At 76.2% G+C, this 17313-nt stretch carries 15 protein-coding genes; 9 read left to right on the forward strand and 6 right to left on the reverse strand.

Annotation, left to right across the window (positions count from 1 at the left end; translation table 11 throughout):
- Positions 1 to 30 precede the first annotated feature (30 nt).
- The 3 genes from Sdagh_RS09790 to Sdagh_RS09800 are packed head-to-tail and all read left to right on the forward strand — an operon-like array spanning position 31 to position 2457.
- Positions 31 to 819, forward strand: coding sequence for an ABC transporter ATP-binding protein (locus Sdagh_RS09790; protein ID WP_190077751.1), 789 nt, complete (start codon positions 31 to 33; stop codon positions 817 to 819).
- Entirely contained in the window at positions 806 to 1711 is a 906-nt protein-coding gene (locus Sdagh_RS09795) for an ABC transporter permease (RefSeq protein ID WP_189421332.1), read from the forward strand. The genes Sdagh_RS09790 and Sdagh_RS09795 overlap by 14 nt, the downstream gene beginning before the upstream one ends.
- Before the next feature lie 8 nt (positions 1712 to 1719).
- Positions 1720 to 2457, forward strand: coding sequence for a sirohydrochlorin chelatase (locus tag Sdagh_RS09800; RefSeq protein ID WP_189421329.1), 738 nt, complete (start codon positions 1720 to 1722; stop codon positions 2455 to 2457).
- A 1460-nt stretch (positions 2458 to 3917) separates the two neighbouring features.
- Here Sdagh_RS09800 and Sdagh_RS09805 read toward each other — a convergent pair.
- Entirely contained in the window at positions 3918 to 4760 is an 843-nt protein-coding gene (locus tag Sdagh_RS09805) for a hypothetical protein (RefSeq protein ID WP_226534968.1), read from the reverse strand.
- 265 nt (positions 4761 to 5025) lie between these two features.
- Between Sdagh_RS09805 and Sdagh_RS09815 the strand changes: the two genes are divergently transcribed.
- The 5 genes from Sdagh_RS09815 (at position 5026) to Sdagh_RS09835 (ending at position 10845) form a co-directional block, all read left to right on the forward strand.
- Positions 5026 to 7668, forward strand: a complete 2643-nt coding sequence (locus Sdagh_RS09815; RefSeq protein ID WP_190077752.1) for a GTPase-associated protein 1-related protein — start codon at positions 5026 to 5028, stop codon at positions 7666 to 7668.
- A gap of 50 nt (positions 7669 to 7718) precedes the next feature.
- Positions 7719 to 8381: a vWA domain-containing protein gene (locus tag Sdagh_RS09820; RefSeq protein ID WP_190010777.1), complete on the forward strand. Its 663-nt coding sequence runs from the start codon at positions 7719 to 7721 to the stop codon at positions 8379 to 8381.
- Positions 8378 to 9730 carry a protein kinase domain-containing protein gene (locus tag Sdagh_RS09825; protein WP_190010703.1) on the forward strand — a complete coding sequence of 451 codons (1353 nt, stop codon included), beginning with the start codon at positions 8378 to 8380 and terminating at the stop codon, positions 9728 to 9730. The genes Sdagh_RS09820 and Sdagh_RS09825 overlap by 4 nt, the downstream gene beginning before the upstream one ends.
- 102 nt (positions 9731 to 9832) lie before the next feature.
- The gene (locus Sdagh_RS09830) at positions 9833 to 10219 is read left to right on the forward strand and encodes an AQJ64_40280 family protein (protein WP_189421321.1); all 387 of its coding nucleotides are present in this window, start codon (positions 9833 to 9835) and stop codon (positions 10217 to 10219) included.
- Between the two features lie 53 nt (positions 10220 to 10272).
- Positions 10273 to 10845, forward strand: coding sequence for a hypothetical protein (locus tag Sdagh_RS09835; RefSeq protein ID WP_189421319.1), 573 nt, complete (start codon positions 10273 to 10275; stop codon positions 10843 to 10845).
- Between the two features lie 59 nt (positions 10846 to 10904).
- Here the strand turns inward: Sdagh_RS09835 and Sdagh_RS09840 are convergent, their stop codons facing one another.
- The 5 genes from Sdagh_RS09840 to Sdagh_RS09860 all read right to left on the reverse strand — a co-directional run bounded on the left by Sdagh_RS09840 (position 10905) and on the right by Sdagh_RS09860 (position 16109).
- Positions 10905 to 11453 (reverse strand): DUF1697 domain-containing protein, encoded by a 549-nt coding sequence (locus tag Sdagh_RS09840; RefSeq protein ID WP_189421317.1) that lies wholly within the window; start codon positions 11451 to 11453, stop codon positions 10905 to 10907.
- Positions 11454 to 11518: 65 nt separating this feature from the next.
- Positions 11519 to 12724, reverse strand: a complete 1206-nt coding sequence (gene mgt, locus Sdagh_RS09845; protein WP_189421315.1) for a macrolide-inactivating glycosyltransferase — start codon at positions 12722 to 12724, stop codon at positions 11519 to 11521.
- A gap of 354 nt (positions 12725 to 13078) precedes the next feature.
- Positions 13079 to 14368: an ABC transporter substrate-binding protein gene (locus tag Sdagh_RS09850; RefSeq protein ID WP_189421313.1), complete on the reverse strand. Its 1290-nt coding sequence runs from the start codon at positions 14366 to 14368 to the stop codon at positions 13079 to 13081.
- On the reverse strand, positions 14368 to 15201 hold the full coding sequence (locus Sdagh_RS09855) for a carbohydrate ABC transporter permease (protein WP_189421311.1): 834 nt from the start codon (positions 15199 to 15201) through the stop codon (positions 14368 to 14370). The genes Sdagh_RS09850 and Sdagh_RS09855 overlap by 1 nt, the downstream gene beginning before the upstream one ends.
- Positions 15198 to 16109 carry a carbohydrate ABC transporter permease gene (locus Sdagh_RS09860; protein ID WP_189421309.1) on the reverse strand — a complete coding sequence of 304 codons (912 nt, stop codon included), beginning with the start codon at positions 16107 to 16109 and terminating at the stop codon, positions 15198 to 15200. The genes Sdagh_RS09855 and Sdagh_RS09860 overlap by 4 nt, the downstream gene beginning before the upstream one ends.
- 334 nt (positions 16110 to 16443) lie before the next feature.
- On the opposite strand from Sdagh_RS09860, the gene Sdagh_RS09865 reads away from it, so the two are divergent.
- Complete coding sequence (locus Sdagh_RS09865; protein ID WP_189421307.1) at positions 16444 to 17310, forward strand: phosphotransferase enzyme family protein; 867 nt, start codon at positions 16444 to 16446, stop codon at positions 17308 to 17310.
- Positions 17311 to 17313: the final 3 nt, after the last annotated feature.

Raw genomic sequence — 17313 nt, forward strand, 5'->3', positions numbered from 1 at the left:
CTTCCGACCCGTCCCCTGGAGGTGACGACCATGGCCACGACCCTCGCCAAGGCCGCCGAAGACACCGGGGCCGCCACCCACGCGGCCCGGATCGCGCACGTCTCGAAGTCGTTCCCCGGCCCTGCGGGCGAGCAGCTCGTGCTGGACGACATCACCCTCGACGTCGCGCCCGGCGAGTTCGTCACCCTGCTCGGCGCCTCGGGCTGCGGCAAGTCCACCCTGCTGAACCTGGTGGCGGGCCTGGACCGGCCCAGCGCCGGCGCGATCGACACCGACGGGCGGCCGGCGCTGATGTTCCAGGAGCACGCCCTGTTCCCGTGGCTCACCGCCGGCAAGAACATCGAACTCGCCCTGCGGCTGCGCGGCGTACCGAAGGCCGAGCGCCGGGAGAGGGCCGAGGAACTGCTCGCCCTGGTCCGGCTCGGCGGGGCCCACGGCAAGCGGGTGCACGAACTGTCCGGCGGGATGCGCCAGCGCGTCGCCCTGGCCCGCGCGCTCGCCCAGGAGAGCCGGCTGCTGCTGATGGACGAGCCGTTCGCGGCGCTGGACGCCATCACCCGGGACGTGCTGCACGACGAACTGACCCGGATCTGGCGGGAGACGAAGCTGTCCGTCCTGTTCGTCACGCACAACGTGCGCGAGGCCGTGCGGCTCGCCGAGCGGGTGGTGCTGCTCTCCTCCCGGCCCGGCCGCGTCGCCCGCGAGTGGACGGTGGACCTGCCGCACCCGCGCCGCATCGAGGACGCGGCCGTGGCGGACCTGTCCGTCGAGATCACCGAGGAACTACGGGGAGAGATCCGTCGCCATGGCCGGCACTGACACCGCATCCGCGAAGCCCGCGCGGGACCCGGGCGACCTCGCCGGTCTGGAGGCGGGCCTCGACGCGCTGGAGACCGCGCACCCGGGCCGCCGTACACCGTGGCGGCGGACGCTCACCCAGAAGGTGCTGCCGCCGGCCGTCGCCGTGCTGCTGGTGCTGGCCGTCTGGCAGGGACTGGTCTCGTTCGGGATCGTCGACGACCCGACCAAGCTGCCCGCCCCCGCCGACGTGTGGCACGTGGTGCGGGACGCCTGGCTCGAAGGCACCCTGCTCGGTTACATCTGGACCAGCGTCTCGCGTGGCCTGCTCGGTTTCTGCATGGCCCTGGTCATCGGCACCCCGCTGGGGCTGCTGGTGGCCCGGGTGCGGTTCGTGCGGGCGGCGATCGGTCCGATCCTGTCGGGGCTCCAGTCGCTGCCGTCGGTGGCGTGGGTGCCGCCGGCCGTGATCTGGCTGGGCCTGAACGACTCGATGATGTACGCCGTGATCCTGCTCGGCGCGGTCCCGTCCATCGCCAACGGCCTGGTGTCCGGCGTCGACCAGGTCCCGCCGGTCTTCCTGCGGGCCGGGCGCACGCTGGGCGCGACGGGGCTGAAGGGCACCTGGCACATCACGCTGCCGGCCGCGCTGCCCGGCTATGTGGCCGGTCTGAAGCAGGGCTGGGCGTTCTCCTGGCGGTCGCTGATGGCCGCCGAGATCATCGCCTCCTTCCCCGACCTCGGGGTGGGGCTCGGGCAACTGCTGGAGAACGGCCGCAACGCCAGCGACATGGCCATGGTGTTCGAGGCGATCCTGCTGATCCTGACCGTCGGCATCGCCATCGACCTGCTGGTCTTCAGCCCGCTGGAGCGGTGGGTGCTGCGCAGCCGCGGTCTGCTGGTGAGGAGCTGAACGACGCCATGTCCGCACCGGTGCTCCTCGTCATCGCCCACGGCAGCCGCGATCCGCGGCACGCCGCGACCGTGCACGCCCTGGTCCGCCGGGTCCGCGCGCTGCGGCCGGACGTCCGGGTGGAGACCGGCTTCCTCGACTTCAACGTCCCGTCCGTGCCCGGAGTCCTGGAGTCCCTGGCGACGGAGGGCGTCCGGGACGTCGTCGCGCTGCCGCTCCTGCTGACCCGGGCCTTCCACGCCAAGGCCGACATCCCGGCGGTCCTCGCGGACGCGCCGGCCCGGCTGCGGGTCCGGCAGGCCGAGGTGCTGGGCCCGTCGCCGCTGCTGCTGACGGCGCTGGAACGGCGGCTGTACGAGGCGGGCCTGAGCCCCGCCGGCAAGTCCTCGACCGGGGTCGTGCTGGCCTCGGCGGGGTCCACCGACCCGGAGGCGATCGCGGTGATCGCGGCCATCGCGCGGGAGTGGCGGCACACCGGTTGGCGCGCCGTGCGGCCCGCGTTCGCCTCCGCGTCCCTGCCGCGCACCGAACAGGCGGTGCGCGAGCTGCGGGAGCTGGGCTGCGCGCGGGTCGCGGTCGCCCCGTACGTGCTGGCCCCCGGCCGGCTGCCGGACCGGATCGCGCGCGGCGCGGCCGGGGCGGACGTCCTCGCGGACGTGCTCGGCCCGGCGCCGGAGGTGGCGCGGCTGCTGGTGGAACGGTACGAGGCGGCGCGGACACCGGTGCGGATGGCTCTGGGGGCGTGACGCTCCTGGCGGGGCTCGGCCCGGAGGGGCGTGTCATCGGGGACGCGCCCGGCGGGGGCGGCCCGTAGGGGCTGGCCGGAGGGGCGGTGCGGGTGGCCTCCGGGGCAGGTGTCCCGGTTCCGGGAGACCCTTCCCCCGCCCGTCGCCGATCTGCTGGGATGGGTTCCCTCTGGGTACGAGTGGACGGGGACACGGCACAGGTGGGGGCAGGTCGGATATTCGGGCACCATCTCGGACTGCCCGGTGCGCTGTCGGGGCTGCCGCTCACTCCGTTCGTGGCCGGTTACGCCGAGCTGACCGCCGCGCAGGCCGCGGCCGGCGCCCGGCACGCGGCCGAGATCCTGCTGCCCGCCGGAGGCGGACTGCGGGTGCTGGACGGGCTCGCCGTGCCCTCGGGGCCGCGCGGACACCGCCGGGTGGACGCGGCGCTGCTGGACGAGGCGGCCCCCGGCGACGGCCCGGCGGCGCGGCTCGCCCGGCTGCTGGCGGCCGTGCACCGGCGCGACGCGCAGGCGCTGCGCCGGATCGTGCTCTACCAGGTGATCGGGCTGGTGCAGGAGAGCCCTCCGGAGGAGTGGCAGCGGACCGTCTCCGCGCTCGGTGTCCATCCCGACGAGGGCGCGGGGGTGCTGGCGGCGGCCGGGCAACGGCCGGTCCTCGACCGGGAGCAGCGGGCCGCCGCCGAACTGCTGGGCGACGCCTGGGACCAGCGTCGGCTGCACCGGGTCAAGGCCCTGCTGGGGCGGCTGCCGCAGGGCGACGACCCGGCGCTGCGACGGCTGCGGACGGAGCTGGCCGACCGGCTGACCGGTTTGGAGGCGGCCCTGGACGCGGCCCGCCGGGCGGAGCGGCGCGGGGCCGCCGGGGAGGCGACGGAACAGTATCTGCGGGCCCTGGGCGAGGCCGCCGACGACGGGCGGGCCCTGCACGGGCTCGTCCGCGTCCACCGGCCCGAGCCGGGGGCCGACGCCGCGCTGCGTACCGGACCCGCGGTGGACGGCGTCGCGTTGGAGTGGGACGCGAAGAGGGCCGAGGGCGTCGACGGCTGGCGGCTGCTGTGCCTGCTGCGGGACGCGCGCGGGGCGACCGGGCACCGGGAGGTGGCCGCGGGCCACGGCACCGCGCGGGACACCCGGGCCGTGCCCGGCGGCACGGTGCGCTACGCCGCGCTGCCGCTGCGCGGCGGGCGGGTGGCCGGAGCGCCGCTCGTGTCGCACCGGCTGACCGTCCTCCCGGAGGTGGGCGACCCGTGGGCGACGGACGGCCCGGAACAGCTCACCTGCGGGTGGACGCGTCCGGCCGGCGCCGTGGCGGTGACGGTGGAGCACACCGGGCCGGACGGGACGGCCGGCGCCGTCACCGCCGGCCCCGACGGGTTCACCGTGACCGGACCGGCCGTGGGCGCGCACTCCTTCCGTATCCGCTGCCACTACCGCGCCCCCGACGGCACCCCGGCCGTCTCACCGGGCCGCCTCCTCACCCACACCGTCCGCCCCTGGCCCGAGCCGGTCGGCACGCTCACCGCCCGCGCGGAGGGCGACGCGCTGCGGTTCACCTGGACCGGGGCCGCGGACGCCGAGGTCCGGCTGGTGGAGTGGCCCGGCGCCGTGCCGGCCCCCGGCACCGCCCTGCGCGTGGCCGGGCTGCCGCCCCGGCTGGACGAGCCCGCACCGCCCGGCGCGACGGTACGGCCGCGCCGGGGCGCGCGCACCGTGGTCGCCGCCGTCGCCGTACGGGACGGACGCGCCCTGGCCGGACCGGCCGTCGCGGTGGAGGCGCCGCCGCCCGTCACCGGTCTCACCGCCCGGCGGCTGCCCGGCGGAGAGGCCGCCGTCACCCTGGACTGGCCGGACGGCGCCGGGCAGCTCACCGTCGCCTGGGAGCCGCTGCCGGAACCCGGCGCGGCCGGCGGCGGTGACGAAGACGGTGGCCTGGGCGACGGCGGGAGCGGTGGGGCGGGCGTCGGCGGGGTGAGCGGCCGGGGCGGCGCGCGGACGGTCACCGCGCACGCCTACCGGAGCGGCGGCCTGCGGCTCCCCGTCGGCCCGCGCCCGGTGCGCGTCCGCGCCTCGGTCACCGCCCCGCCGGCCGGGGCCGTCGTCCTGGACCCCCCGGCCGCCGAGGTGCTGCTCGGCCCGGACCTCGTCGTCGGCTACGAGGTGGTCCGGGCACCGGGCAGGTTCCGCGTGCTGGGCCGCCGGAGCGTCCTGCTCCGGGTCACCCTGCTCGGTCCGGCGCCGCCCGGCACGGACCTCCCCGCCTTCGTGTGCGTGGCGCGCGGTGGCACCCTGCTGCCCCGCCACCCCGCCGACGGCACCACCGTGCTGCGCGTCGACGGCGCCGACCTCGCCCGGCGGGGCACCAGGTCGAACACGACCTGGCCGCCGCGCCCGGTCCCGTCCCGTACACCCTGCGCGGCTTCCTGCTCGGCGAGCACGCCACGGCCGTACGCCTCGAAGAGCCCTCCCCCGCGACCCTGGTGGTGCGCTGAGCCATGCCGACCGTCACCCGCCCCTCCCGCCTCCCGCGCGCCTCGGCGGCCCGGCCGCCGCACCGCAAGGGGACGGCATGAGCCCCGCGCAGCTGCACGGCACGGACGCCGGGGACGGCACGGGCCTGCGGCTGACGGCGGTCGGACCCGGGGTACCGCAGGAAGTGCTGGAGGAGGCCGCCCGGCTCATCGGGTACGAGCCGCCGCCCGGTCCGCCCGAGCGGTCCGGTGCCGGGCGGCCCGGGGAGTTCCCCCGGGCGCTCGGGTTCCACCGGCTCTCCGACGGGGGCCGGCTGCTGAGCCGTACCGTCCCCGCGGACGGCGACGCCCGTGCCTGCCACGCGCACGCCCTGTACCTGCCGCCGGGCACCCGGCTGCCGGACGGCGCGCTGCCGATCACGGCGTGGGAGTCGCCGAGCTGGGCCGGCCGGCCGCCCGCCGACCCCTGTCCCGGCCCGCTGGACCGGCTGGAGCCCTCGGGGGTGCTGCGCCGGGACTCCCTGGTGGCCTTCGCCGCGTCCCGGGCGGACCGGCTGGCGGCGTTCTTCGCCGACCTGCGGGTCCTGGCCGAGCACCCGGACGCCGGCCGGATCGTCCTGGTGGAGCGGGACAGCACGGCCGTGGCCCGGTGGATCGCGCTGGCCTGCGCGGTGCTGCCCCGGGCTGCGGCGCACGGGCTGACCTTCACCACGTACGCCCGCCGGCCGGAGCGCGCGCCCCAGCAGCTCGTGGGCACGCTGCCGTCCTGCGCGCCGTGCGCGCCCGGTGACCGGGTGCGGGTGCACGACGGCACCGGGGCGCGCCCGGCCGGTCCGGTCGGTGACGCCTGGGCCGACACCTGCGCGCGGATCTGGCGGGCGGCGCGTCCGGAGCTGTTCCGGGACGCCACCTGGGACGTCGGCCGGCTCGCGGCGTCGGCGCTGGCCTCGGGGGTGGCGCTGCGCGCGGACGCGCGGGCCGCCGCCGCGCGCTGGGCGGCCGGCCACGTCACCACGGCGCCGGGGGCGACCCTGACGGGGGTGGTGGAGGCGCTGGGCGCGGGCGGCGAAGAGGAGTGGCGGGCCGAACCGGGGCACGCCGGTGCGGAACGCGCCGCCCTGGCCGTGCTGCTGGAGCGGGTGGACGGGCGGTTGCCGGCCGCCGTGACGGCGCCGCTGGCCGGGCGGGTGCTGGCCTCGGCGGTGCTCGGCGGCGGGGCGGTGCCCGCGCTGCGCGCCGGGGCGCTGACGCCGCCGGTCCGGGACGCGCTCGCCCGCACACTGGCCGGTCCGCTGCGGTCCGGCATCGCGGACGCCGGCACGGACGCCGCCGGCCGGGCGCTGCGCCTGCTGGGCGCCGCCGACCTGCTCGGCGTCGACTGCCAGGACCTCATGCCGGAGCTGGCCGGGCGGCTGGCGGGGACGCTGGTGCCGGCGGAGGAGGGTTCTTCTGACACGCCGGCCGCTGGAGCCGGGGCGGTCCCCGGAGCCGGGGCGGTCCCCGAAGTCGCGGCGGTCCCCGAAGTCGGGGCGGTCCCCGGAGCCGGGGCGGTCCCCGAAGTCGGGGCGGTCCCTGACGGCGAGTCGACCGCTGAAGCCGCGTCAGTTCCGGCAGCCGAGCCGGCTCGTGGAGCCGGGGCGGTCCCCGGCGGGAAGGACGCCGCGGGGACGGACCCCGCGCTCCTGTCCGCCGTGGAGGAACATCCCGCCCTGCGCACCGCCCTGTTCGCCGCCCTCGACACGCGCGCCGCCGCGGCCCCCGTCGCCGTCGCCCGGCGGCTCGCCGCGGCGCGGCTGCCGGTCGGCGCGCATCCGGGTGGCTTCCCGCACCTGCGGATGTGCGTCCTGACGCCGGGGGCGGCGGCGCCGGACGACCGGATCGGCCGGTTCCGCGCGGTGCTGCGCGCCGCCGGGATCTCCCCGCACGCCGACCCGGCCGTACTGCGGACCGCCCTGCGCCTGGTGTGGCCGGACGCGCTGCCGGCCGGCGCGGACGCGGCCCTCCTCCTGGACGAGCTGGGCTCCGACCTGCACCGCGCGGCCGGCACCCGCGACCTCCTCGTCGACGCCGCCCTCGCCGCGCCACCGGACGACGCGGACGCTCCCGCCCTCGCCGCCGACCTGCTGCGCCGCTTCCCGGCGGAGCTGCCCCCGGGGCGGCGGTCGGCGCTGCTCCTGCTGGAGTTCACCGGCGTGCTGGGCACCGGGGCGGAGGGCGAGGAGTGGGTCGAGCGGGTGCGCGGCCTGCGCGACGGGGCCGCCGAACCGGTCCCGGACACGGTGACGGAACGGGCGTACACCGCCCTGGCCCGGCGGCTGGTCGACGGGCCCACCCCGGACAGCGAGCTGTACGCGCTGGCCCGCTCGGGCGAATCGGCGCTGCTCAGCGCTTACGGACGGGAGGGCCGCGCCGAGCGGGTCCGGACGCGGCTGCGCGCCTCACCGTCGTACGCCGCCGCGTGCTTCTGCGCCTGGAGCGCCTGTCCGGGCGTCCATCCGGCGTGGGACGAGACGCGGACCGCGCTGCTGGCGAAGGTGCTGCGGCCGGCCGTCCGCGCGCTGCCCGCCGGGGAGCGGGCCCGGATCGAGGAGGTCCTGGACCGGACGGGCCGGGGCCGGCTCGACGCGTTCCGCTCCTGGAACCGGCCCGGCGCCCTCGGCCGGCTCGCGGGCCGGCTCGCCGGCCGGGCCCGCCGGGACGGCCGCCCGGCACCGGAACACGACGGAACGGAACGGACATGACGCACCGAGCGGCCTCCTGGGGCCGGCCCGGCGGGCTGCCCGGCGGGCCGATGGCGACCCGGCCGGTCCACTTCACCTGGCTGCTGGACTGCTCGTACTCCATGCGCGGCGACCGGATCGCGCAGCTCAACTACGCGATCCGGGAGGCCCTGCCCGAACTGCGCGCAGTGGCCGCCGAGCAGCCGGCCGCCCGGCTGCTGCTGCGGGCCCTGACCTTCTCCACCACCGCCGCCTGGCTCCACCGGACGCCCGTGCCGGTGGAGGACTTCACCTGGCGGGACGTCGAGGTGGACGGCATGACGAACCTGGGCGAGGCGCTGTCCCTGGCCGCCCGGGACCTGCGGGCCCCGGCGATGCCGGCGCGGGCGCTGAAACCGGTGCTCGCGCTGGTGACGGACGGGGTCCCCACCGACGACTGGCGGGCCGGCCTCGCGGCGGTCGACGCCACGCCCTGGGGCCGGGAGGCGGTCCGGGTCGCCATCGCCGTGGGGCGCGACGCGGACGGTGACGTCCTGCGGGCGTTCACCGGCGACCCGGCCGCCGAGCCGCTGCGGGCACACAACGGCAAGCAGCTCGCCGCGGCCGTGCGGTGGGCGTCCACCACGGCGGTGCGGGCCGCCTCGCAGCCGGTGGCGGACCCGCCGGAGGGAGCGGCCGGGCAGCCGTTCGCCCCGCCGGTCCTCGGCGGCGACGAGGACGACGAGGTGTGGTGACCGGCACGACGGCGACCGGCCTGCTCGACCGCGGTACGCGGCTCGTCACGGAGGACGGTGAGGAGATCGAGGTGCTCGCCCTGCTCGGGGCGGGCGGCCAGGGCGAGGTGTACCGGGTCGCGACCTGGACCGGTGAGAAGGCCCTGAAGTGGTACTACCCGGCGTCGGCGACCCCCCGGCAGCGGGCCATCGTCCGGGAGCTGGTGCACCGCGACTTCCACGACGACCGCTTCCTGTGGCCGCAGGCCCATGTGCTGCCCCGCGACGGCTCGTTCGGGTACCTGATGGAGCTGCGCCCCGAGCGCTTCAAGGGGCTGCCCGAGCTGTTCCGCCGCACCCTGCGCACCGACACCCGGGCCCTGCTGCGGGCCTGCCTGTACACGGTGGAGGCGTACCAGGCGCTGCACATGCGGGGCGTCGCCTACCGGGACATCTCCTGGGGCAACCTCTTCTTCGACCCGGCCACCGGTGAGGTCCTGGTCTGCGACAACGACAACGCGGTGGTCGAGGGGGACGTCAGCGGCATCACCGGCACGATGACGTTCATGGCCCCGGAGCTGGTTCGCGGCGATCCCGGCGCCCGCCCCGGCACCCAGTCCGACCTGCACTCGCTCGCCGTGCTGCTGTTCATGCTGCTGATGAACCACCACCCCTTCCAGGGCCGCCGGGAGCTGGCCGTGCGCTGCCTGGACGCGTCGGCGGAGCGCCGGCTGTACGGCCACGACCCGCTGTTCCTCTTCGACCCGGCCGACGACTCCAACGCCCCCGATCCGGCGGAGCAGAGCACCGTACGGGCCACCTGGGCGGCGACGGCCGAACGGCTGCGGGAGCTGTTCCGGCGGGTGTTCACCACCGGTCTGCGGGACCCGGCGGCGCGGGTGCGCGAGTCGGAGTGGCGGGACGCGCTGCGGGCGGTCCTGGACGCGGTGGTGGAGTGCGCGGCGTGCGGCCGGCAGAACATGACGGAACCGGGCGCGGCCCCGCCGCCCCGGTCCTGCTGGGGGTGCGGGGCGCGGGTGGTGCTGCCGCCCCGGCTGACGGTGACGACGGCGGCGCCGGCCGTCGAGCACCACATCCGGCTGGGCCGGGCGGCCCGGGTGCAGGCCCACCACCTGCCGGCGGAGCCCGCACGGCACGACTGCTCGGACGGCACGCTCGTCGCGGAGCTGACCGAACACCCGGAGCGGCCGGGCCGGTTCGGTCTCACCAACCGCTCGCCGCGCCCCTGGACCGCCACCCGCTCTGACGGCACCCTCCAGCCGGTCGCCCCGGGCCGTACGGTCCCGCTGCGCGCGGGCCTGGAACTGGACTTCGGGTCGGGCGCGTGGGCGGTGGTGCACGCCCGCTGAGGGTTCGGGCAACCTGAGCGGGCGCCGGGCGGTCCTACCGGGGGGCGGGACCGGTGCCACGGTCTCGCCGGCCGGCGGACGCGGAGACGACCGAGGAGCGGAATGACGGACCTGACGATGCGGGTGACCTGGGTCGACGTACGCGACGGCGTCCCGCCGGACGGCATCCCGGTGGCAGCGGCGATCACGGGCCGGTACCGGGCCGAGGGCGCCGGGCCCGGCGACAGGTCCGGCGAGGCGTTCTGGCTGGTGATGCCGATGCACTTCGCGAGCCTGCACTTCGGCGAGGACGAGACGGAGCACAGGAACTGCTTCGTCGACTCCGACGGCGTCGTCCGTCTCCCCCACGGCCTCGCCTCCGGTCCCGCCTCCGACGAGACGGTGACCCACTGGGCGCTGCTGCCCACCCTGCCGGGCCAGAGGACCCGCTCCCTGCTCGGCGAGGACGTACAGCCCGCCCTCCAGCGCGCGTGGGACGCTCGCACCTGACGCCCGTCCGGTTCCGGGCGGGCAGCGGGCCTCGCACCACATCGGGGAGGAGAATGACCGCGTCCCGGGTGACTCCGGCGTCCTCCGCCGGTACCCGGGCGGCCTCTCTCCTCCTCGCCGTCCTGGCGCTCACCGGGTGCCTCCTGACGGGCGACGCGGACCGGCCGCGACCCGGCGATGCCCTCGCCACCGACGGCGCCCAGTCCAGTGGTGTCGTCGGCCACGACCACGCGCGGCTGGGCCAGACCTGGTACTTCGCGCTGCCCGTGCCCGTCAACGAGTCCGCCGAGCCCGTCGAGATCACGGGCGTCGCCCTCGAACACCTTCCCGTCGGCCTGAAGGTCGTGCGGTACGGCGCCTACGACCTGGAGGACACCGAGGGGCTGCCGCTGCTGGTCAGGGAGGGAGACGCGTACACGCCCGATTTCGATCGGCTCAGGGGTCACGCGGCGCGGCCGGTCGTGGTCCCCGCGCGGCGGGAGAACCGGATCTTCTACCTGGCCGAGTTGCGGATCACCTCGCCGCCCGGGGACACGGCCCGCGGCTGCCGCTTCGACTACACGCAGGGCGGCGAGGTCCACCACCAGACCCTCGACTGCGAGGTCGGACTGAAGGTGGCCCTGTAGACCACTTCACCGCCCGGCGGCAAGCGCACCCTCCTGGCCACGCCCGGGGGAACGGCGTCTCACGGCGCGGTCAGTTCGGCCAGCTTGACGGCGGTGTTCCAGTTGCGCGTGGTGGCGACGAGGCCCTTGGCCACGCGGGGGCGGGAGAGCAGGTCGGCCAGCCGGGAGCGGCCCAGGCCGTCGGGGGCGTACAGGTAGAGAGCGCGGTCGCCGAGGCGGAACTCCTCGGGCCGGCACGCCTCCTGGTCGATCTCCGCGAAGCGCGCCGCGTCGACGGGAGCGGAGAAGTAGGTGACGTGGAGCTGCCTGGGCGCGAGGTCGGCGGCCGGGAACGGGCAGGCGTCGACGACCGCGCGCAGATAGGCGTGGTCGCGGACGAGCACGTCCACGGCGAAGCCGAACCGCCCCTCGATCGCGGCGGACAGCTCGGCGGCGAGGGACTCCTCGTCCCCGTGCCCGCAGGCGAACACGGCCTGCCCGCTCTGCAGATGGGTCCGCACGGCACCGAACCCGGACTCCTCCAGGAGCGCGCGCAGGCCGGCCATCGGGAGCTTCTTCCGGCCGCCCACGTTGATGCCGCGCAGCAGCGCCGCGTACGTCGTCGTCATGGCGGACACCCTAGAACGGCCGTCGCACCCGGTGCGGGCGGGCGCGACGGTCAGGCGCGTCCGGGTCAGGCCCGCCGGGCGGCGGCCAGCTCCGCCTCGATGAGGTCGGCCGCGCGGCGGGTGCCGCCCTCCCGCGCCATCTCCGCCTGGATCTCCTCCAGCCGCCGGGCCGCCTCCGAGTCGTCGACGAGCGCGAGGGCGGTCGTGCGCAGCGCCTCCGCGGTGGCCTCCTCGGTGAGCAGCTTGCGGGCCACGCCGAGCGCCTGGAGCAGGTCCGCGTTGCCGAACTGGTCCACCGCCTGCGGTACGGCGATCATCGGTGTGGCCGTGGCCAGCCCCTCCTGGCTGCCGCCCGCGCCGGCGTGCGTGACGAACAGGTCCGCCTGCCTGAGGATCGCGAGCTGCGGAACCCAGGACCGCACCTCCACGTTCCCGGGGATCTCCCCCAGCTCGGCCGGGTCGACATGCCGGCCGACCTGGAGCACCAGGTGCCAGCCCGGCAGATCGCCGAACGCCCGCACGCACTCCCGGTAGAACGCCGGCTGTTTGGTGAACGACGACCCCAGCGAGACCAGGACGACCTTCTCCGCGTCCGCCGGACGCTCCCACTCGCCCTCGGCGCTCCGGTCGCCCTGGCAGGCGCCGACGAAGGTGTACGTCGTCTCGTCGACCCGGTCGGCGTTCGGCTGGAGCGCCTTGGGGATCAGCACCAGGGAGCGGGCGGGGCGGCCCGAGAAGTCGTCCGGGTGCATGGTGATGCCGTTCTCCGTCAGCCAGGCGCGGAACCGGGCGTAGTACGCCTGCCCGCGCTCGGTCTTCAGCGGCTCCTCCCACATCGGTTCGCCGACCTCCTGCTCATAGCCCTCCCAGGCGACCAGGTTCGGCGAGAGCGAGACGGCGGGCACGCCCCAGCGGTGGGCGAGGACCCGGGCCGGATAGGAGGTGATGTCGTGCAGGACGAGATCGGGCTCGTCCCCCTCGTACGCCTCGATGAGCTGCGGGAGCGCCTGGATCGCGTCGGCCAGGAACGGCTCGACGTTGTCCAGCAGGGTGGAGCCCCACGCGTCCGGGTCGGCGTCCGGACCGGGCAGGGTGCTGTTCCACAGCTTCGGCTCGGCACCGGTCCCGGCGACCTTCTCCGCGAAGGCGGGCGGGATCGCGTACGTCACCCGGTGCCCCCGCGCCACCAGCTCGCGGATCACCTCCAGGCTGGGGTTCACATGGCCGTGGGCGGCGATGGAGAACATGGCGATATGGGCGCGACTGGTCATGACCCGACCGTAGGCGAGACGAGACGTCTCGTGCAATGTATTTACCGCCCGCGGCCCACCCGTCGTACCTGTCCCGCGCGACGCACGTGTCCTGCGGCCGTGGTTCGCCGGTGTGGTCGCCGGTCGGTCCACGGTGTGCGCCGCCGCCATCAGCGACGGCAGACGCCGCGCTCGGGACGGGGACGCCCCGGGTCGCGCGGGTGCGCGAGTGGGCGGGGGCGCGGGGGCGGGGGCACGGGTGGGCGGAGGCGCGGGGGGCGGAGGCGCGAGTGGGCGAAGGCGCGAGTGGGCGGAGCGCGCGGGTAGGCCGGCGCACGGGTGGGCGGAGGCGCGAGTGGGCGGGGGCGCGCAGGCTCAGCGCTGGTACCGCGCCAGCACCAGGTTCCCGTCCTTCTCCAGCCGCTCGCGCAGCTCCCCCTCCCCGATCGCCCCGCTGTAGTACTCCTGGAACGCCGGCGTCGCCACCTTGTCCTTCCATTCGGCGTACCCCCGCACCGACTGCGCCGGCGCCGGCCGCAGATGCTCCGCGAGCGCGGTCCCGACGGCCCAGCCGTCCTTCTCCGTGCGCAGCGCGGGGTCCGCGAGCGCCGAGGTCCCGGTGGGCAGCATCCAGTCGCCGAGGGCGAGCCGCACCATGTTCTCCGGGCGGAGCAGGAAGTCCAGGAACGCCACCGCCTCCTTCTTGTGCGGGCTGTCCCGCGCGATGGAGAGCGTCTGCGGGCTGACGCCCTGGGTCAGCCCGTCCGCCCCCGCCGGAGCGGGCAGCACCCGCCACTCGAACCCCTCCGGCGCCTGCTGCGCGATCTGCTGCCGGTAGGAGAACCCGAGCGGCACCATCGCGTACTTCCCGCCGAAGAGGCCGGGCAGCGTGTCGGAGCCGCCGCTGCCCAGGGTCGTCGGGGAGGCGCTGCGGTCGGTGGTGACCTGGTCGCGCACGGTGCGCGGCACCACCTCGTCGCCGGCCTCGACGCGGACGGTCACCTTGCCGTCCGCCCCGCGGTGGAAGAGGCGTCCGCCCGCGGAGAGGGACAGGTTGAGCGTGGCCGACACGGGCTCCTTGAGCGGCCAGGCCACCCCGTACCGCCCGGGTCCGCTCAGCCGTTTCGTCACGGCCCGGAACTCCGCCCAGCTCCACGGCCGTCCGACCGTCGGTATCCGGACGCCCGCCCGCGCCAGCAGCTTCGCGTCGGCGATCAGCACCCTGGGCTCCTGGAGGAACGGCACCCCGTAGATCCCGTCGCCGAAGGTGACGGTCCGCCAGCCGCGCGCGGGGATGTCCTGCCTGAGCCGGGCGGGCAGCAGGTCCGTCAGGTCGGCGAGGTGTCCGCCGTAGGCGAAGTCCGCGAGGTCGTCGGAGGCGTCGTGGACGACGTCCGGTGCCTCGCCGCCCTCGAAGGCGGTGAGGAGCTGGTCGTGGACGCTGTCCCAGCTGCCCTGGACGTACTCGACGCGGACACCGGGATGCGCCGCGTTCCACTCCGCCACCAGGTCCTTGGTGGCCTCGACCGACTCCCGCTGCCAGGCCAGCGACTGGAAGCGCAGGGTGATCCGGCCGTCGCCGCCGCCCCCGCCGCCGGTGCAGCCCGCGAGCAGCAGGGCCAGCGCGGCCACCACCGCGATCCTCGCCCGTGTCAGCGCCGGCATCAGCTCTTCACCGCCCCGGCCAGCATGCCGCCGGTGATGCGGCGCTGGACGACCGCGAAGACCACCAGCGAGGGCAGCGTCGCGAGGAAGGCCGCCGCGGCGAGCGGCCCGAGGTCCGCGACGCCCTCCGCGCCGAGGAAGTGGGTGAGCACCACCGGCAGGGTCTGCTTCTCCGGCGTCTTCAGCAGCACCAGGGCGAAGAAGAACTCGTTCCACGCCGTGATGAAGGCGAAGAGTCCCGTCGCCACGATCCCCGGTGCCAGCAGCGGCCCGGTCACCGAGGCCAGCGTCCGCAGCTTCCCGGCCCCGTCGACCGCCGCGGCCTCCTCCAGCTCGACCGGCACCGCCCGCACGTACCCGGTCAGCATCCACAGCGCGAACGGCAGCGCCCACACCACGTACACCAGCACCAGCCCCGGCACCGAGTCGATCAGCCGCAGGTTCTTCAGCACCAGGAACAGCGGGATGATCACCAGCACGAACGGGAACGCCTGGCTGACCACCACCCATCCCGTCGCGGCCCGGGACAGCCGCGAGCGGTGCCGTGCCATGACGTACGCCATCGGGGTCGCGATCAGCACGGCGACCAGCGCGGCGCCGAGCGCGGCCAGCAGGGAGTTGAGCCCGGCGCGCAGCAGCGGTTGCTCCTCGAAGGCCTGCCGGAAGTTGGCGAGGGTCGGGTCGCGCGGGACCCAGGTGGGGTGCAGACTCGCCAGCTCGCGGGGCGGCTTGAAAGCGGTGGAGAGCAGCCAGAGGAACGGGAAGGCCAGGAAGACCAGGTAGGCGAGGAGCGCGGTGTACTGGCCCGCGCGGACCCGCTTGGACGTTCTCACGCGTCGTCACCTCCGGTGAGCCGGCCGGCGAGGAAGACGGCCAGCAGGACCGAGACGACGGCGACCATCACGCATCCCATGGCCGCCGCGTAACCGAACTGGCCGTAGCGGAACGCCTCCTCGTAGGCGAAGAGCATCGGCAGCCGGGTACGCCCGCCGGGGCCGCCGCCGGTCAGCACGTAGACCAGGGCGAAGGAGTTGAAGTTCCAGATGAGGTTGAGCGCGGTGACGGCGAGGGCGACGGGTCTGAGGGCCGGCCAGGTCACCGTGCGGAACCGGCGCCAGGCGCCGGCGCCGTCGACCGCGGCGGCCTCGTGCAGTTCGCGCGGGGTGTTCTGGAGCCCGGCGAGCAGCGTGACGGTGGTCTGCGGCATGCCCGCCCAGACACCGACGACGACGACGGCGGGCAGGGCGGTGGCCAGGCCGCTGAGCCAGTCCCTGCCGTCGCCGAGGCCGAGGTCGCGCAGGGTCTCGTTGAGAAGGCCGGCGTCCGGGTTGTAGACCAGGCGCCACATGATGCCGACGACGACCTCGGGCATGGCCCAGGGGATGATCGCCAGGGCGCGGGCCAGCCAGCGCAGCCGCAGCTCCCGGGCGAGCAGCAGGGCGAGGCCGAGGGCGAGCAGGAACTGCGGCACGGTCACGCCGGCCGCCCAGAACAGGCCGATGCGGAACGACTCCCAGAAGAGGGTGTCGTGCAGCAGGTCCCGGAAGTTCAGCGCGCCGATCCACCGGGTGGGGTCGGTGCGGCCGGACTGGGCGTCGGTGAAGGCCAGCAGGACGCCGTACAGCAGCGGGCCGACGCTGAGCACGAGGATGGGGATCAGGGCGGGCAGCACCAGGAACCAGGCGCCGGGCCCGGACAGCCGGCGCGCGGGTCCCCCGGCCGGCTCGGCCGTCTTCGTCACCTGGTCGTCCCCTCCGGCCTGCGCCTGTTCTGTGCCTGTTCTGCGCCTGCGCCTGTTCTGTGCCTGTGCCTGTTATGTGCCGGTGCCTGTGCCTGTGCCTTCCGCGCCTGCTTCGGGTCTGCTCTCCGCTCGGGGGCTGTGCTCGGGGGCTGTGCTCCGGCGCTGTGCTCCGGGGCTGTGCTCCGGTTCTGTTCCGTGGCCGTCTCCGTCCGGCGCGGGTGGGCGTGGTCATGGTCGTCACGGCGGCCCGCCCCGTCAAGGCACCTCGCGGCCCCTCCCCACCTGTGCGAATGCGACACTGGCCGACGGACGGACCGGATGACGGAGGCGGACGATGAACGAGGCAGGGGCGCGCGAGGTACTGGCCGCGGCGGACGTGCTGCCGCCCGGCTCGGCGGCTTCGGCGCGACTGCTCTCGCTGGGTGAGAACGCCGTGTTCGCCGCCGGCGACCTGGTGGTCAAGGTGGGCCGGGACGCCGGGCTGCTGGAGCGGGCCCGCCGGGAGCTGGCCGTCGCGCTGTGGCTCGCGGAGGCCGGGGTGCCGGCGGTCCGGGCGGCCGTGCCCGAGGCGCTGTCGGTCGCGGGCCGTCCGGTGACCGTGTGGCACCGGCTGCCCGAGCCGGTGCGGCCGGCCGAGCCCCGGGACCTGGCGCCGCTGCTGCGGATCGTCCACGCCCTGCCCTCCCCCTCCTTCGGACTTCCGCCCCGCGAACTGCTGGGCGGGGTGGAACGCTGGCTGCGGCTGGCGGGCGGCACGATCGACCCCGCCGACGCGGAGTTCCTGCGGGCCCGCCGGGACGGCTTCGCGACGGCCGCCGCCGCGCTCGTCCCGCACCTGCCGCCGGGTCCGATCCACGGCGACGCGCTGCCCCGCAACGTGCACGTCGGTCCGGACGGTCCCGTCCTCGTCGACCTGGAGACCTTCTCCGCCGACCTGCGCGAGCACGACCTGGTCGTCCTCGCCCTGAGCCGGGACCGCTACGGGTTGCCCGCCGGGGCGTACGACGCGTTCACCGCCGCCTACGGCTGGGACGTGCGCGAGTGGGACGGCTGCGCGGTGCTGCGCGGCGCCCGCGAGACGGCGAGCTGCGCCTGGGTGGCCCAGCACGCGCCGAGCAACCCGAAGGCCCTGGCCGAGTTCGAACGCCGGGTGGCGTCGCTCCGGGACGGGGACCCCACGGTGCGCTGGTACCCCTTCTGAGCC

Origin of the sequence: Streptomyces daghestanicus (assembly GCF_020521275.1) — a bacterium.
GTDB classification, from domain to species: Bacteria; Actinomycetota; Actinomycetes; order Streptomycetales; family Streptomycetaceae; genus Streptomyces; species Streptomyces griseoviridis.

What these genes read in the sequence shown, in the direction of transcription:
- Sdagh_RS09790 (WP_190077751.1), top strand. Translation starts at nt 31, where the DNA reads ATGGCCACGACCCTCGCCAAGGCCGCCGAAGACACCGGGGCCGCCACC.
- Sdagh_RS09795 (WP_189421332.1), top strand. Translation starts at nt 806, where the DNA reads ATGGCCGGCACTGACACCGCATCCGCGAAGCCCGCGCGGGACCCGGGC.
- Sdagh_RS09800 (WP_189421329.1), top strand. Translation starts at nt 1,720, where the DNA reads ATGTCCGCACCGGTGCTCCTCGTCATCGCCCACGGCAGCCGCGATCCG.
- Sdagh_RS09815 (WP_190077752.1), top strand. Translation starts at nt 5,026, where the DNA reads ATGAGCCCCGCGCAGCTGCACGGCACGGACGCCGGGGACGGCACGGGC.
- Sdagh_RS09820 (WP_190010777.1), top strand. Translation starts at nt 7,719, where the DNA reads ATGGCGACCCGGCCGGTCCACTTCACCTGGCTGCTGGACTGCTCGTAC.
- Sdagh_RS09830 (WP_189421321.1), top strand. Translation starts at nt 9,833, where the DNA reads ATGACGGACCTGACGATGCGGGTGACCTGGGTCGACGTACGCGACGGC.
- Sdagh_RS09835 (WP_189421319.1), top strand. Translation starts at nt 10,273, where the DNA reads ATGACCGCGTCCCGGGTGACTCCGGCGTCCTCCGCCGGTACCCGGGCG.
- Sdagh_RS09840 (WP_189421317.1), bottom strand. Translation starts at nt 11,453, where the DNA reads ATGACGACGACGTACGCGGCGCTGCTGCGCGGCATCAACGTGGGCGGC.
- mgt (WP_189421315.1), bottom strand. Translation starts at nt 12,724, where the DNA reads ATGACCAGTCGCGCCCATATCGCCATGTTCTCCATCGCCGCCCACGGC.
- Sdagh_RS09850 (WP_189421313.1), bottom strand. Translation starts at nt 14,368, where the DNA reads ATGCCGGCGCTGACACGGGCGAGGATCGCGGTGGTGGCCGCGCTGGCC.
- Sdagh_RS09865 (WP_189421307.1), top strand. Translation starts at nt 16,444, where the DNA reads ATGAACGAGGCAGGGGCGCGCGAGGTACTGGCCGCGGCGGACGTGCTG.